Source organism: Shinella sp. HZN7, assembly GCF_001652565.1.
GTDB classification, from domain to species: domain Bacteria; phylum Pseudomonadota; class Alphaproteobacteria; order Rhizobiales; family Rhizobiaceae; genus Shinella; species Shinella granuli.
In genome coordinates, this window is sequence record NZ_CP015737.1 from 556,277 (window position 1) to 572,178 (window position 15,902).

The following is a 15,902-nucleotide window of genomic DNA, read 5'->3' on the forward strand; positions in this document are numbered from 1 at the left end:
AAAGCGCGAAGCGGTTTTGCCTCCGGAAAGGCTCCAGGTAGGGCGGAAGCGTCCCAGGAATATCCCTTGCTGCTGCGTTCGACCCTTACCTACGCGCCCGCGGTGTTCTTGACCCGCATGTCGGCCCTTCTCCTGTTGATCATCGCCACGCGGCTCATCGACCAGGGCGAATACGGCCTGCTCACGCTGGTCGTGACCATCGGCGAGATGACGGATGCCGCCGTCACCGGCTGGCTGCGCATATCTTTGCTCAGGCTCGGCGGGAAGGGCGATGTCAGCCGCAGCAACGTGCGCCTGGCGCGGAGCGTGCTGGTCGGCACGACCGTCCTGGCGCTCGTTGTCGCCGCCGCGGCCTCAGCGGTCGTCGCGCCCGAACGCTGGACGGCCTTCGCGACGGCCGTCTCGGTCTATCTGGCCGCCGGCGCCGTCAGCCGCTTCGGCTTGACGCTGCTGCAGATGCAGCAGCGCCATTCGACCTATGCGATGCTGGAGTTCCTGCGCGCGGTGCTGCAGCTCGTCCTGCCGATCGTGGCAATCCCGCTCTTCGGTACGTCCTTCCTCGTCGTCTCGCTCGGCACCAGCGTTGCCACGCTGGCGGCCGGGCTTGTTTCGCTGCACCTCGCGACGTCGCGCCTGGTCGCCGGGCCAGCGACCTTCACCTACCGCGAGTTCCTGACGCTCGGCCTGCCGATGGTCGTCACGACCCTGGTCTCCTTCGGCCTCACCGATGCCGAGCGGATCATTCTCAAGATGTCGCACGACGCGAGCGCCGTGGCGATCTTCGCTGCCGCCTATGCGCTGGCGCGCCAGCCCATCGATACGCTGGCCAATGCCGTCAACATGGGGGCCTTTCCCGAACTGGTCAGCCGCTTCGACACCGAGGGCGAGCAGGCCGCCGCCACGTTCCTGACGGATCTCATGGCTCTGACGCTGCGCCTGTGTCTGCCGACCGCCGCTCTGCTCGTCGTGCTGGCCGAGGAGATCACCGCGCTTGTCCTGCCGGCGAGCTATCTCGACGGCATCGTGGGGCTGTTTCCCCTCATCGTGGCAGGCGTGATCGCCGCGAACCTGACCAACACGGTCTATGCCAACGTGATGCATGTCCACAAGAGACCCTGGCTGCTGACGGCGGTCTATGGCCTCGGCTCCGCCGTCGGCATCGTTCTGTCGCTGCTTCTCATCCCCCAGATGGCCGAGCGCGGCGCGGCCCTGGCGTTGCTCGGCGGCTCCCTTGCCCTGCTTGCGGCCGGCATCACGGCCACCCGGCGGTTGACGCCGGTTCCGTTGCCGTACCGCGCGATCGGGGTTGCGCTGGTGGTTGCGCTTGCCTGCGGTCTCGGTGCCCGGCTTGCAGCCGATGCATTCAGCGCATTCCCTCTCTTCCTGCGCCTTGCGGCCGCCGGCCTTTGCGCGCTTGCGATCTTCCTTGGCCTCAATGCCCTCTTCCATTGGCAGGAGGCCAGGCGTCTGGCGGCGACATTCCGCCAGAGGCTGTCGCGCCCGGCCACCTGAGCGGGTTCTCCAATGGCGCGCTTTCGGTGCGCAATGCATATCTTAAGTTTCTATTGAGCATTGCGTTCTAAAAAAAGGAATCACAGCGAGAGCGCCCGCTGAGCCATCGGGCATGCCGTTTACCAGGAGTGGGTCCCATGTCGATGTTTTCAGACGTCCCCAAGGGTAGCCCGGTCGTGCGCACGTTCGCGCGCGACCGTGCCAAGCCCCTTGGTCGCAAGATCAAGGCGAGGGATGTGCCGCATGTGGAAAGGCAGAAGCCGGTGCCGGTCGCAACCGGCGCTTCCACCGCGGTCGACAAGGTCGGCGAATTCCTCGAATTCGATTTCCGCCGGGTGTCCGAATGGCTGCGCGCCGGGATGAAGGGCGCCATCGTCCTTGCCCTTCTGGGCGGCCTTGCCGGCGGCGCCTACGGTCTGCTGAGCAAGCGCCTCTATACCGTCGGGACCGATATCCTCATCAACCCCTCCAACCTCCAGGTGGTCGCCAACGACCTTTACGCGGCGCCCAGCCAGGGGGACAACCAGGTGCTGGCGGTGCGCAGCAAGCTGCGCGTGCTGACCTCGCGCAACGTCTTGCTGCACGTCGTGGACGAGCTGGATCTGACGCGCGACAGCGAGTTCAACGATCCCTCGCCGGGTTTGTTCTCTTTCCTGTCCGGCTCCGGCGCGGCCGCCTCGGATCCGCGGACCGCGGTGCTGGAAGTGCTCAGCAAGCGGATAGAGACCAAGGCCGACGAGACCTCGTTTGTCGCGAGCCTGTCCGTCTCCGCCGAAACCGTCGACAAGGCCATCCGCATCTCGCAGGCCGTGGTGACCGGTTTCCAGGATGAGCTGGCCAAGGCCGAATCGGACGGCGCCAGCCGGGCCGCCCGTGCCATCGACGACCGGCTCGACCAGCTCAAGCAGGATGTCCAGGCAGCCGAGGCGAAGGTGGAAGCCTATCGCCGCGCCAACAATCTTGCCTCGAGCCAGGGGCAGCTCGTCAGCTCGCAGAGCATGACCCAGGTCAACAGCGAGATGATCACCGCCCAGTCCCGCGTGATCGCCGCGCAGGCCGCCTACGACGCCGTCCTTGCCGCCGGTCCCAATGCCACCACCCAGGATTCCGTCGCTTCGACCTCGCTCGCCGCGCTGCGCACCCGGGCCAGCAACCTGCAGCAGGAACTCGACGGCCTGTCGATGACCTATGGTCCGCGCTATCCGCGCCTGGTGCAACTGCGCGCCGAGCTCGAAGCCGCCAACGGGCAGATCAAGACCGAGCTGTCGCGCATCCTCGCCAAGGCCCGCTCGAACCTGGAGGAGGCGAAGGCCTCCTTCAAGGCTCTCGACACCAGGATGAAGGACATGACGGGCACGGTCTTCACGGACAATGAGGTCCAGGTCGCTTTGCGCGAACTCGAACGCGACGCCGCCTCCAAGACCGCGGTCTATGAGAGTTTCCTGGCGCGTGCGCACCAGATCACCGAGCGCGAGCAGATCGACACCACGAACGTGCGGGTCATCTCGACCGCTGTGCCTCCGCAAAGCCGCTCCTGGCCGCCGCGCACCAGCCTTCTCATCGTCGCCGGAACCATTCTCGGCCTTGCGGCCGGCCTCTTCCTGGCGCTGGCGCGCGGCATGCTGCGCGAACTGCGGGAACCCCAGCCGGCCGCCGCCGAACAGCGCGCCTGAGCCGCATGGCAAGGCGTCTTCTTTTCCATGCACCCAGCCTGGCCGGCGGTGGTGCCGAGCGGGTGCTCGTGCTGGTGGCCAATGAAATGGCCGCGCGCGGCCATGCCGTGACGCTGCTGGCATGGAACGGGCAGGGGCCGAATGCGGACCTGCTGTCGCCTGCCGTCGAACTCGTCGACCTGCACTTTCCCATGCGCGGCGAGGGGTTCGGCAAGGCGAAGACCCTGGAGGGCCTCGCCCGAACCGTGCGGATGCTGCGCCGTCTCCGGCCGGAGGCCGTTTTCAGCGCACCGGACTTCGCCAATCTCGTCATGGCCGCCGCTCTCGTTCTTGCCCGCAGCCGCGCACGCTTCTTTCCGGGCTTCCACGGTGCTGCCGCCCTCAAGTCGGAGAAGATCGGTGCGATCCTTGCCGACCGCCTCGCCGGCTTCGTCGCCGCGCGTGCGACGCGCGCGATCGCCGTTTCCAAGGGGGTCGGCCGCGATCTCGTGCAGAACGGCTATCCGCCGGAAAAGATTGCCGTCATCTACAATCCGCTTCCGCCGGAAGGCGTGCGCATGCCCGGCGCGCATCCCTGGCGGCAGGCGCTCGCGGCCATGGGCGACGGCCCGGTGATCGGCACCCTCGGCCGCCTCGTGCCCGTCAAGGACCACGCCACCCTTCTGCGCGCCTTTGCGATCCTGCGCGCCGAGAGAAAGGCCCGGCTCGTGATCTTCGGGGAAGGTCCCCTGGAGGCGGAGACCCGGGCGCTGGCGGATGAGCTCGCCATCGCGGACGACGTCCTCTTTGCCGGCTATGTCAACGATCCCGCCGCATGCTACGCCGCCATCGATCTCCTTGCCCTGTCCTCGACCAGCGAGGGCTTCGGCAACGTCCTCATCGAGGCCATGGCCCATGGCGTGCCTGTCGTCTCCACCGACGCGCCCCATGGCCCGCGCGAAATTCTTGACGACGGGCAATTTGGCCCCCTTGTCCCTGTTGCGGATCCGATGGCTTTCGCCGTACAGTTGCAGAAATCGCTGGAAAACCCCATCGATTCCGCGACACTCCGGCAAAGGGCCGACGCGTTCAAGATCAATGCCATCGCGGACAGGTACGAAGGGCTCCTTACATGAAGAAGATCTGACGTTGGGAAAAGTCCTTCTCCTTACCCATCAAAAGTCGTCGAGGCGCTGGTACTGCGAGCTCATCGCGCGTCTTCAAGCAGAGGGCCATGATGTTTCCGTCAAGGCCGTGGCAGGGGCAGGAGCTGCCCGTCATGCGCTCGATCGCGTCATGGCGGTCGAACGTCGTCTTTTCGGTCCCTCGCTTGCGCATCTTGCCGCCCCGGTGGCGACGACGGGCCGTGACGGGTACGATCTCATCATCGATCTTGCCGAAACGGCCGGTGGGCAGGACAGGCCCGTGCTCAGGCTGGAGGTTTTCGGTTCGGGCGATGTCACCGGCGGGATCTGCGATGCGGCAGCGGCGCGGCAATCGGCGGAGTTCGTCGCCCGGCTGGATGGTGTCGCCGTGGGGCGTGCGCGCCCCGCCGTTTCGAGCGGGTTGCGCGTATCGCGCATCCTCGACGAACTGCTCGTCGGCGCGATCTCGCTGATCATACAGGTCGTGAACCGTTTCTTCGACGGCACGCTCGGACCGGTTGCGGAGCGGCCAGCGGAGCAGCGACCCCGCAGCGGCATTCTTCGCGCCTATCTTCCTTTCGCCGCTGCCGCGCTTTCCAGCCGGCTCGGCCGAAAGCGCGCCAACCACTGGCAGGTTGCCTATCGCCTGATCGATGGTCCCGGCGTCGCCGAGACCGGCAGGCTGGACGGCGCAGCCTATACGGTTCTCGCCGATGACGGTGCGCGCTTCTATGCGGATCCCTTCGTCTTCGAGCACGACGGCCGTCACTATCTCTTTGTCGAAGAGTTCCCCTACTGTACCGGGCGCGGGGTCATCTCGGTGTCCGTGTTGGATGAGGACGGCCGCTTCGGCGTGCCCGAGGTGGTGCTGGAGGAGCCGCATCATCTCTCCTATCCCCAGATAGTCGCCGAGGGCGGCGAGATATATATGATCCCGGAAAGCGGCTCGGCCCATGAAGTCGTCCTCTATCGCGCCGCCCGGTTTCCCGATCTCTGGGAACGCCAAGCCGTCCTCATCGCGGGCCGGAACCTGAACGACATGACGCTCCTGCGCTCGGAAGGGACCTATTGGCTGTTCGGCACCGAGCGGTACGGCAAGGGCAATCCGTCGGACACGATGGTCGTCTACCATGCGCGTGCCCTTGAGGGGCCGTGGACGCCGCATCGTCTCAACCCCATAACGATCGATCGGGCCGGTGCGAGGCCGGGCGGTGCGTTCATTCGCCGGGACGGACGGACGTTCCTGCCGGTGCAGGACTGTTCGCGGATATATGGAGGCGGTCTCGGCCTCATGGAACTCGTAAGGCTGGACGAGACGGCGGTGGTCTTCGGCCCGGTTGTTCCGGTAGGGCCTGGCCTGGCATGGGCCCGTGCGGGCACGCATACGCTCAATCGCCAGGGACGGCTGGAAGTCGTGGATAGTTGCGGCTGACGGCGCCGGGCGCCATTGGCCACGAACCGTCACATCTGCGCCGTGCGGGCTTTCCGGCGAGCCGTGGCTGCGCCTGGCGCGCGAGCGGCCGGACGCTTCTGCTCGGTCACGTGCGTGGGGGCTTCGGAAGGCGCGGGCAGCAAAGGCCGCCGGTAGGCGAGCAACAACACGAAGATCGCGGTGACCACGGATGTCTTCTCAGTGAACGTGTTGTTTGACAGCGACGCGATGATGAAGACGGCGGCGCCGAGTTGCGCCGAGCCGGCCGCACCGCGGATGAGCCGCGAGAAGAGGCGGAAAAGCGCGACGGTGAACACGAGCGCGGCCGGCAGGCCGAACAGCATCGTCAAGACGACCGGAGCGCTTTCGATGAATTCCAGGTCCAGCTTCTCGTTCACGACGAACATCAACTGGTCGATATGCACGCCCATCATGATCTCCGACCAGCTAAAATAGTCGAAGACCCGGTAGATCGTGACGCGGGCCATGAAGCTGTCGTCGAAGAGCGTGCCCCGGAAGCGCTCCATGAAGCCCGCCCCCAGGAGCACGACGAAGAGAACGGCGCATAGCGGCATGAGGAGGAGAAGGACGATGCCCTTCGCCCGGCGCTCGGTGCGTTTCGACAGTTTCGACCAGCGCGTGAACAGCAGGAGCAGGAGCAGTTCGAGCGAAGCGAGCACGAAGGCCGTTCTCGCCGTCGAGATCGCGGCGCCCACATAGAGCGTGAAGATCGCGAGAAGCCGCACCCAGAGCGGCCAGCGTGTCGCAGCGACGAAGCCGATCGCGGTCGCGGACATGGCGCCGAGGGTCAGCGGATGTCCCGTCAGGCCGATGGGCCGAAAGACGTCGCGTATGGGAGGATAGGGAAGCAGGCGGTCCTGCGCGATGGCCTCGAAGAAGCCTATGACCGCGCTTGCGATCAGAAACGCCAGCGTGATGTCGCCGAGCAGCCGGCGCATGTCGTGAGGAAGCGTGAGCATGATCATGCAGGCGAATCCGGCCACGACATAGGTGTCGATCACGAAGCCGACCGAACCCGAACGCCCCACCGCCCCGAGATAGACGATCAAGGCCAGCATCAGGCAGGAAAACAGCAGCGCCGACCTGAACAGGACGATGTCGCTGCCGCGCAGGACGAAAGGCCGGGACGCGACGGCGAACGGCAGGAGCAGGAAGATGCCGATCGATCCGAAATGCAGCTTTTCATAGATCGCGCCGCCCGTATCGGTATAGGTGACGAACAGGTTCATCACATGGGGCGACACGTTGAATCGCAACTGGAAGAAGAAGGCGGCGCACAGGAAGATCGCCATGACCAGTGTGTTCTGCCGGGAGGCGATCAGCGGTGGCGATTGATCCGGCGTGGATCTGGCATAGCTCATGGCTTACTCGAGGTGATGGCGATGGACTCGGATACGAGAGCGGCGAATCTCGAACGACAATCGAGTCGCGCCAGTAGAACTGCAAATGCCCTGCTTCGCAAGATGTCCCGCAAGGGAGGAACGGCGCGTGTATTTCAGTTCGATGACACGTTTACCGGATCGGAATGAATTTGGGCGATAGTTCGCAAGACATGCACTCCTGAATTGGCCTCCCGAACGATCGACCATGGCAGAAATCCGCCCGCTTCGACCCGAGGACATCGGGAATGTCGCCCAATTGTTCCAAACCGTCTTTCGCGACCCGGCATCGGCCCCGCCGCCGGGGCTGGTGTCCTATCTGCGTCGGCTCTATCTGGAAATGCCGGGCTTCGAACCGGAGGTTCACTCGCTCGTGCATGAAGACGACGCCGGCGCGATCACCGGCTTCATCGGCGTGAACATGTTGCGGATGCGCTATCGTGAACGGAGCCTGCTCGCGGCGGTCTGCGGCTCGCTCATGGTGAAGGACCACGAAGCCGCTCCGATGGCGGGCGCGCGGCTGCTCAGGGCCGCCCTTGCGGGTCCGCAGGACCTGACCCTCAGCGGAACGGCGAACGCGGTCTCGACGCGCATGTGGTGCAGCTTGCGCAGCGTCACGTTGCCATTTTACAGTCTCGACTGGACCCGCATCATCAGGCCTGCATCCTTTGCTGCCGACAAGGCGGCGCGGACGGTGAAAGCGGCGCGCTTCATCATGCCGGTCGCACGCGGCATCGACCATATCCTTCGCCGGCATACGGCACTCGTCCCGGCGCGCCAGGGCAGCCTCTCGGCCTCTCAGATCGGTCGGGAGCAATTCGCCGCTCTGGTCGAGCCTCTGACGCGGCATTATACGATTCGGCCGGATTGGGCGGACGGGCAGTTGGACGCGATCCTGGCGGATGCCGAACGCAAAAGCCTTTATGGCGAGGTGGTGTTCTGCCAGGCGACGACGACGGCCGGCGTTCCGGTCGGCGCTTTCCTGTTTCACCTGAGGCCGGGTGGAGTGGCCCGCGTTCTGCAGGTTCTGGCCCGGCCCGGCCAGGCCGGTGCGGTCCTCGATTGCCTGACATATGATGCGGCACGAAGGGGCGCGATCGGTTTGCGCGGGCGGACCCAGCCGGCCTTGGTCGAAGTGATGTATGGCCGGCGTATGTTTTTCACCTATCCTCCCGCGACGTCCGTCGTTCACTCGCGTGAGGCCGCCCTGGTCGAGGCCTGCCGCGCCGGCGACATCTTCTTCAACGGGCTCGTGGGTGAGGACTGGAGCCGGCTGATGGGGGATCGCTTCGATTGAGGCGTGTCGCGGCGGTGCAGGGCCGTCGCGGGATCTTGTGTTCCGCAAGGAAAGGATCGCAGCCGATATCAATGGATATCGACAAGTTTTTCGACGCGGCGGAGCACAAGATGTTCCGGACGGATCGATCCTTCAAAGTTTCCTGACAGCCTTCCGGAAGTCGTTTTGTACCGCCGCCGCGCCGTGTCGCTGCGGTAACCTGAAGGCCTCTATTTACGCTTTCAGAAGATTTCACCCATAGAAACAATTTGATAAAGATGGGTGTCTGCGCGGAACATGCTGAAGCTTCGTTCTATAGATGAAGGCTGCCTGGAGGCGGCTGCGAAACTCTTGCGGGAGGGGTTCCCCTCCCGTTCGCTTGCTTTCTGGCAGCGTGGGCTGCGTCGCCTAGCCGATCACAACAGGACCTTGGGCGAGCCGTCGGTCGGCACGTTCCTCATGGCAGGGGAAAAACCCGTCGGAATTCTGCTTGCGATTCCCCGGCAGGATACGGTCACAGGCCGCAGAATCGTGAACCTTTCGAGCTGGTACGTGGAGGAAGCCCATCGCTGGTCGGCAGCCCGCCTGATGATCGCAGCCCTACGCGACGAGGATACGATTTACACGGACCTGACGCCGACGCAGGCCGCGGCCGAGGTCAATGCCCGATTCGGTTTCCGCACCTTCGACACCAAGGTGCATCTTCTGGCCCTGCCCTGGACGGCCATCGTCGGCCGCCGCCGGAACAGGCTCATGGCGCTTGAGGCCGTGCCTCACGGGGCAATTCACGAAGAGTTGATGCGCGACCTCGCGAAGCATCGCGAACTGGGCTGTATCGTGACGATCGTCGCGGCGGCCGGGCGTTATTGTCCGGTTGTCTTCGATATCAAGCCACGCAAACACATACCCACTGCCCGTGTCGTCTTCGCCGAAAGTACAGATCTCGTGATGGATAATCTGGCCGGGCTATCCCGGATGCTGATGCTCCGCGGCGTGCCTTTCATGACGCTCCAGGTCGATGAAGGCGCCAGTCTGCCGCACTCCGTCCTTCTGAGGAACGGCATGTGTTACCAGGTCAGGGGGGAGTGGGACGCCCGAAAGATCGATGAACTTTATTCCGAGCGCGTACTGCTGAAAGTCTAGTGTGCCGGGACCTGACGGAGGATAATTGAGATGCAGAGCACAAGTGCTCCCGCCAGCGACATCGAGGCCGAAGTCCTTGCCTATCTTGGCACGCGTTTTCCCGCGCTCGTGCCGGTGACGCCCGATACGCCCTTGCTCGAGGGTGCGATCGATTCCCTCGGCTTTCTTGAGCTCGTGATGTTCCTCGGCGAGCGTTTCGGCATTTCCCTCGAAGGCGACGATTTCGATTTCCAGGAACTGGCGACACCCGCAAGCCTCGTCCGCTTCGTTTCGCGGATGCGGATGTGACCGCGGCGCCCATCCTCCTGCACCATCTCCTCGTACCCCATGCCGAAAGCGGGCGGTGCGCGCTGGTCCACGGGGAAAGAACGCTCGATTATCGGGGCTTTAACATTGCGGTGGATCGCTTCGCATCGGCGCTGCTTGCGGCAGGGCTCGAGCGCGGGGATCGCGCCGCGATCTTCCTGCCGCGCGGCATGGAGGAATGCATCGCTCTTTTCGCGGTAAGCCGCGCCATGGGTGTCTTCGTGCCGGTCAACCCGCTGTTGCGGGGCCGGCAGATCAGCCACATCGTCGCCGATTGCGCCGCCCGCCTCGTCATCACCAGCCGCGCGCTTGCGCCGATGGTTGCCGAATGCCTTGAAGAGGCAGGCGGCGCGCGCATTCTCCTCGTCGAGGAGATGGCGGAGGCGGAGACGGTGCCGCTGAAGGACGGCAATATCGGCGAGGACCTCGCGGCGATCCTCTACACGTCCGGCTCGACCGGACGGCCGAAGGGCGTGATGGTGTCGCACCGCAATCTCCTTGCCGGCGCGCGCATCGTGCGCACCTATCTTGCCATCACGCCGGAGGAACGCATCCTTTCCCTCCTGCCGTTCAGTTTCGACTACGGACTCAACCAGCTCCTGACCGCGGTGGAGCAGGGGGCGACGACCGTCATCCTGACCTTCCGTTTCGGCGACGAGATCGTTCGCGCGCTGCGCGACCACGAGATCACCGCCCTTGCCGGCGTGCCGACCATCTGGGCGATCCTGACGAAGGCCGCGCCGCTTCTGCACAGGACCGCCTTGCCGCATCTGCGCTACATCACCAATTCCGGCGGCGCGGTGCCCTCGCAGACGGTGGCCGATCTCAGGCGGATGCTGCCGCAGACGAATGTCGTCCTGATGTACGGCCTGACGGAAGCCTTCCGCTCGACCTATCTGCCGCCGGAGGAGCTGGACCGCCGCCCGACCTCCATCGGCAAGGCGATCCCGGAATGCGAGATCTTCATCGTGACGGAGGACGGCCGGCGCGCGAAGCCGGGCGAGCCCGGTATTCTCGTTCACCGCGGGCCGACCGTTTCCCTCGGCTACTGGAACCGGCCCGAGGAAACGGCAAGGGTGCTTCGCCAGAACCCCTTCCGGTCGCGGGACGAGGGCGGCGATATCGTCTGCTATTCCGGCGATCTGGCGGTGGAGGACGAGGACGGCTTCTTCAGCTTCATCGGCCGCAACGATGCGATGATCAAGTCCTCGGGCTACCGCATCAGCCCGTCCGAGGTCGAGGAAGCGATCATGAGCACCGGGCGCTTCCGCCAGGTCGCCGTCATCGGCCTGCCGGATGACTTTGCCGGGCAGAAGCTCCATGCGGTGGCCGTGGCGCTGGAGCCGGATGTCGACGTCGCGGCGGTGTTGCAGGCGGTCGCGGGCATGCTCGCGGCCTATATGGTGCCGCGGGACCTGGAACTGGTCGAGGCTCTCCCGGTGACGCCGAACGGCAAGGTGGACTACCGGAACCTTGTGAGGGAGCGCACGGAAAATGGCTGATCCCGCGGTCAAGGTGACGCGCCACGGCTATGCGCTTGCAGACGAGCTTTTCCAGGTGCGGGGCGACGACCTCCATGTCGGCGGCCTTTCCGTGCGCGAGATCGTCTCGCAACTGGGCTCGCCCGCCTATATCTATGACGGCGCCGTCATGCGCCGGGCCTATCGCCGGCTGGCCGCCGTGCTCGATGGTTTTGCCGCCATCTACTATTCGGCCAAGGCCAATCCGGCCCGCGGCGTCATTCGCCTGTTCATCGAGGAGGGCGCCGGCGTCGAGATCGCCTCGCTCGGCGAATACCATGCGGCCATCGCCGCCGGCGCGAAGCCGGAGCAGATCCTCTTCGCCGGGCCTGGCAAGCGCCATGCGGAGCTTGCGGCGGTGATCGAGGGCGGCATCGGCGAGATCCATATCGAGGGGCTGGACGAGATCGCGCGGCTCCGCGCGATCGGCCGGCCCGTCCGTGCGTCGCTGCGCATCAATCCGGTCCCGGCCGTCCAGGTGGGCGCCATGCGCATGGGCGGCAAGGCGACCGCCTTCGGCTTCGACGAGGAAGACCTCGATGTGGCGATCGCCGCCGTTGCGGCCGTGCCGAACATCGAGCTCGTCGGCATCCATGTCTATGGCGGCACGCAGATCCTCGATGCGGCGGCGCTGATCGAAAGCTGGCGGCACGCCATCACGCTGGCCGCGCGCGTTGCCCGCACGATCGGAAGGCCGCTCGCCACGATCGATCTCGGCGGTGGCCTCGGCATCCCCTACTACGAGGGCGACAGGCCGCTCGCCCTCGATGCCGTTGCCGCCGCCATCCCCGACCTTGCGGCATCGATGCGCTCCGAACCGCTGCTGGCCGGGGCGCGCGCCGTCGTCGAGCCGGGACGCTTCCTTGCCGGACCGGCGGGCCTCTATGTCAGCGAGATCAACGCGGTCAAGACGTCCCGCGGCGTGCGCTTCCTCGTGCTGGAAGGCGGCATGAACCATCATCTGGCGGCCTCGGGCAATCTCGGCCAGGTCATCAAGCGCAACTATCCGGTCGTCGCGCCCGCGCATATGACTGCCACGCCGGACCAGCCGGCCACGGTGGTCGGTCCGCTCTGCACCCCGCTCGATACGCTTGCGCGCGACACGGGCCTGCCGGTGCTTGCCGCCGGGGACCTCGTGGCCGTGCTGCAATCCGGCGCCTACGGCCTGACGGCGAGCCCGGGGAATTTCCTCTCCCATCCGGCCCCGGCGGAAGTGCTCGTGGAAGACGGCCGGATCGAGCGCATCGCGCAGTGAGGGGGCGTTACAGCTCTTCCAGCGTATCGCCGAAGCGCTCGATGCCGCGCAGGCGCGTGCGGCCGGCGGCGCCGGCGCGCTCGATGGCGCGCGTCGTGATGAGGTGGCAGACCGCCATGACCGAGACGTGGTTGAACAGCGGTCCCGGCGCCAGCGTCTGACAACGGAAATGCCAGGTGGCGCTCGCCCGGTGGGTGACGCCTTCATCCGTGAGATAGAGCAGCTTGGCGCCGCTCTTCTCGATCGCCGTAAGGATCGTTTCCATCTGCGCCACGCGGCGGCGCAGGCCGAAGACGATGGCGACGTCCTTCTCCGTCACGCTGACGAGATGTTCGCCGAGCGTCTGGCCGGCGCCGGGAATGGCGACGATGTCCTCCACCACCTGCGTCATCTGCCATTGCAGGTATTCGGCAAAGGCGTGGCTGCTGCGAAAGCCCAGAACCCAGGTCTTGCGTGCGCCAAGGATCGCATCGGCGATCGCATCCACCTGTGCGTCGGTGATCGTGGAAAACGTGCCTTCGAGATTGGCGATGCCCTGCGCGACATGGGCGCCGACGGATTGGGCGCCGGCCGCATCCGAGGAGGTGGACAGGAACAGGCGCGAGCCGGTCTCCCGCTCGTCGCGCGCATGGCGACGCGCTTCCTCGTAGTTCTCATAGCCGAGCCGGCGGACGAACCGCGTCACGGTTGCATTGGAGACCTGGGCCAGCTTGGCAAGCTCCGAGGCCGAATAGCTCGCCAGCTCCCCCGGGAAGTCGCAGACGAAATCGCCGAGCCGCCGCTCCGCCGGGTGCAGGTCGTCGAGCGCATCACGCACGCGAAACAGGAACGAACGATCCGTAGAGCCCATCGGAACCACCGCCTTTCACTTCGAAATCAAGCTTGTAACGGACTTGCCGGACTTCGCAAGAATGCCGTTTGGACACGGACACAAAGTTTCTTGAAAAACAGATTTCATATGTGTATTATAAGAAAATAGATTTTCATGCTGATGCCAAGAGGAGGAGACCATGGCAGCAGAAGGTATGGTGCAGTCCGGCACGTCATCGCCGGCCATCCGGCAACTGGAAGGCGCGCTCACCCGCATCGGGGTGACGCGCGCGCACAAGCAGATCATCGCGCTGGTGCTGATCGGCTGCCTGTTCGACAGTTTCGAGCAGAACACGATCGGCGTGTCCGGCCCGCTCCTGAGGGAGCACTGGGGCCTGACGGGCACGGATATCGGCCTGCTGAACACGATCACCTTCGGCAGCGCGGCCATCGGCCGCCTGCTTTCCGGCATCCTCGGCGACCGCTACGGCCGCCGCGTCATGCTGACTATCAACCTGCTGCTGTTCTCGCTGGGTTCGGCGGCCTGCGCACTGGCGCCGGACTTCATGTTCCTGTGCATCGCCCGCGCCATCGTCGGCTTCGGCGTCGGCGGCGAGATTTCCACCGCCGTCACCATGCTGTCGGAATTCTGCTCGCCGAAGTTCCGCGGAACGGCGGCCGGGCTCGTCAATGTCGGCGCGGGCGGTTTCGGCAACTTCCTTGCCCCCGTCTACGGCCTGATGATCTTCAGCATCTTCCCGGGCGAGGATAGCTGGCGCTGGCTCTTCGCCTCGCTGGCGCTGCCGGCCCTGCTGGTCGTCTTCTACCGCCGCTACGTGCCGGAAACCCCGCGTTTCCTTGCCGCGCAGGGACGGATCGACGAGGCGAACAAGGTGCTCTCGGTGCTGGAATCCGGTTCGCTCCGGCCGAAGAACCTCGTGGTGCGGGAATATCTCTCGAAGGAGAACGAAAAGGATGCGCCCCGCGCCAAGGGTGCCTGGAAGGAGCTCTTCCGCGCGCCGTTCCTCGGCCGCATCGTCCCGGTGTCCATCGCCATCCTGATGAGCTATGGCGCCCAGCTCTCCGTCCTGACCCTGATGCCGGTGATCTTCGTCTCGATGGGCTACACGCTGCAGGGCAGCCTGCTCTACAGCATGATCATCCAGAGCGGCAGCGTTCTCGGCGCCATCGCGGCCTCGATGTTCGGCTACTACTTCCCGCGCAAGCGCGTCCTGACCGTCGGCGCCATCTGCGCCTGCCTTGCCGCGCTCGCCATCATGTATCTCGGCACCACCATCCATCTGGTGCTGTTCTTCGGCGCGCTCTTCCAGTTCTTCGTGCTTCTCTTGAACACGTCGATCTGGATCTATGCGCCGGAACTCTTCCCGACCCGCATCCGCGCCTTCGGCGTCGCCTTCATCCTGGCGACGGGCTCGGCCGCCGGCTCGTTCGTTCCGACCATCTCGGGCGCCCTGTTCGACAGCTACGGCATGGGCGGCGTGTTCGGCCTTGCCGCGGCCATGTACGCCATCTTTGCCATCTGCATCCGCCTCGGGCCGGAAACCTACGGCATGTCGATGGAAGACATCACGCAGCGGGCGGACGCCACCACGGCAAGCGACAACCTCGTCGCCGAGCCCGCCAAAGCAGGAGCCTGAAAAGAGCATGACCGCGCATATCCTGTTGATCAATCCCAACAGCTCCGAGGCCACCAGCGAGATGATGCACGCCATCGCGCTGGCCTCCGCGGCGGGGCGGCTGGCGGTGAAGACCGTCACCGCGCGCCGTGCCCCGGGCATGATCGTCACCCCCGGGCAACTGGCCGCCTCCGCCGCCGAAGTGGTGGAACTCGGCACCGCGCACGGGCGGGATTGCGCGGGGATCATCGTCAGCGCCTTCGGCGATCCCGGCCTTGCCGAGCTTCGCCGAAAGGTCGCCGTCCCCGTGCTCGGCATCTGCGAGGCCTCGATGATCGAGGCCTCGCAGGGCGGCCGCGCCTTCGCCGTCGCCACCTCGACGCCGGATCTGGTCGAGGCCATCGACCAGCGGGCACACGATCTCGGCCTTGCCCATCTCTACCGGGGCATCCGCTGCACCGAGGGCGACCCCGTTGCCCTTGCCGCCGATCCGGCGCTTCTCAGCGAGGCGCTGGCCGGGGCGGTGCGGGCCTGCATCGAGGAGGACGGCGCCGAAGCCGTCATCATCGGCGGCGGCCCGCTCGGCCAGGCGGCAGAAAAGCTCCGCCCGCGCTTCGACCAGCCCGTGCTGGGGCCGATCCCCTCGGCGGTGGAGCGCATCATTGGCCTCATCAGCGAGACCGGCAAGGCACCGCGGGCGATGGAAAGCTGAATCCATTCCAGCAAAAGCGCGCAGCGGTTTGCGTCCGGAATTGCGTTGAACCCTAGGACCGATCGACATTCAGTTCAGGCCGTGGTGAACGTACATGAGCAC

The 15,902-nt window shown here is 65.5% G+C and carries 13 protein-coding genes; 11 read left to right on the top strand and 2 right to left on the bottom strand.

Going from position 1 to position 15,902, the window contains the following annotated elements; translation table 11 throughout:
• Positions 1 to 66 precede the first annotated feature (66 nt).
• From shn_RS24955 to shn_RS24970, 4 genes are all read left to right on the top strand, one after another.
• Positions 67 to 1,512, top strand: coding sequence for a lipopolysaccharide biosynthesis protein (locus tag shn_RS24955; protein ID WP_064333200.1), 1,446 nt, complete (start codon positions 67 to 69; stop codon positions 1,510 to 1,512).
• Between the two features lie 137 nt (positions 1,513 to 1,649).
• Positions 1,650 to 3,185, top strand: coding sequence for a GumC family protein (locus shn_RS24960; protein ID WP_084438441.1), 1,536 nt, complete (start codon positions 1,650 to 1,652; stop codon positions 3,183 to 3,185).
• 5 nt (positions 3,186 to 3,190) lie between these two features.
• Positions 3,191 to 4,300, top strand: coding sequence for a glycosyltransferase (locus shn_RS24965; protein ID WP_064333201.1), 1,110 nt, complete (start codon positions 3,191 to 3,193; stop codon positions 4,298 to 4,300).
• Positions 4,301 to 4,460: 160 nt separating this feature from the next.
• Positions 4,461 to 5,741 (top strand): hypothetical protein, encoded by a 1,281-nt coding sequence (locus shn_RS24970; protein ID WP_145926048.1) that lies wholly within the window; start codon positions 4,461 to 4,463, stop codon positions 5,739 to 5,741.
• A 29-nt stretch (positions 5,742 to 5,770) separates the two neighbouring features.
• On the opposite strand, the gene shn_RS24975 is transcribed toward shn_RS24970, so the two are convergent.
• Complete coding sequence (locus shn_RS24975; RefSeq protein WP_245337440.1) at positions 5,771 to 7,123, bottom strand: VpsF family polysaccharide biosynthesis protein; 1,353 nt, start codon at positions 7,121 to 7,123, stop codon at positions 5,771 to 5,773.
• 226 nt (positions 7,124 to 7,349) lie between these two features.
• Between shn_RS24975 and shn_RS24980 the strand changes: the two genes are divergently transcribed.
• The 5 genes from shn_RS24980 to shn_RS25000 all read left to right on the top strand — a co-directional run bounded on the left by shn_RS24980 (position 7,350) and on the right by shn_RS25000 (position 12,641).
• Positions 7,350 to 8,438 (top strand): hypothetical protein, encoded by a 1,089-nt coding sequence (locus shn_RS24980; protein ID WP_064333204.1) that lies wholly within the window; start codon positions 7,350 to 7,352, stop codon positions 8,436 to 8,438.
• Between the two features lie 276 nt (positions 8,439 to 8,714).
• A complete protein-coding gene (locus tag shn_RS24985) occupies positions 8,715 to 9,560 on the top strand; it encodes a hypothetical protein (protein ID WP_064333205.1) in 846 nt (281 codons plus the stop codon).
• A 30-nt stretch (positions 9,561 to 9,590) separates the two neighbouring features.
• Positions 9,591 to 9,848: an acyl carrier protein gene (locus shn_RS24990; protein ID WP_064333206.1), complete on the top strand. Its 258-nt coding sequence runs from the start codon at positions 9,591 to 9,593 to the stop codon at positions 9,846 to 9,848.
• Positions 9,845 to 11,368 (top strand): AMP-binding protein, encoded by a 1,524-nt coding sequence (locus tag shn_RS24995; protein WP_064333207.1) that lies wholly within the window; start codon positions 9,845 to 9,847, stop codon positions 11,366 to 11,368. Before shn_RS24990 ends, shn_RS24995 begins: the two co-directional genes overlap by 4 nt.
• Positions 11,361 to 12,641, top strand: a complete 1,281-nt coding sequence (locus shn_RS25000; RefSeq protein ID WP_064333208.1) for a type III PLP-dependent enzyme — start codon at positions 11,361 to 11,363, stop codon at positions 12,639 to 12,641. The genes shn_RS24995 and shn_RS25000 overlap by 8 nt, the downstream gene beginning before the upstream one ends.
• A gap of 7 nt (positions 12,642 to 12,648) precedes the next feature.
• On the opposite strand, the gene shn_RS25005 is transcribed toward shn_RS25000, so the two are convergent.
• Positions 12,649 to 13,491 (bottom strand): MurR/RpiR family transcriptional regulator, encoded by an 843-nt coding sequence (locus tag shn_RS25005; RefSeq protein WP_064333209.1) that lies wholly within the window; start codon positions 13,489 to 13,491, stop codon positions 12,649 to 12,651.
• 160 nt (positions 13,492 to 13,651) lie between these two features.
• Here shn_RS25005 and shn_RS25010 point away from each other — a divergent pair, with 160 nt between their 5' ends.
• The gene (locus shn_RS25010) at positions 13,652 to 15,109 is read left to right on the top strand and encodes an MFS transporter (protein ID WP_064333210.1); all 1,458 of its coding nucleotides are present in this window, start codon (positions 13,652 to 13,654) and stop codon (positions 15,107 to 15,109) included.
• A gap of 7 nt (positions 15,110 to 15,116) precedes the next feature.
• Positions 15,117 to 15,800 carry an aspartate/glutamate racemase family protein gene (locus shn_RS25015; protein WP_064333211.1) on the top strand — a complete coding sequence of 228 codons (684 nt, stop codon included), beginning with the start codon at positions 15,117 to 15,119 and terminating at the stop codon, positions 15,798 to 15,800.
• Positions 15,801 to 15,902: the final 102 nt, after the last annotated feature.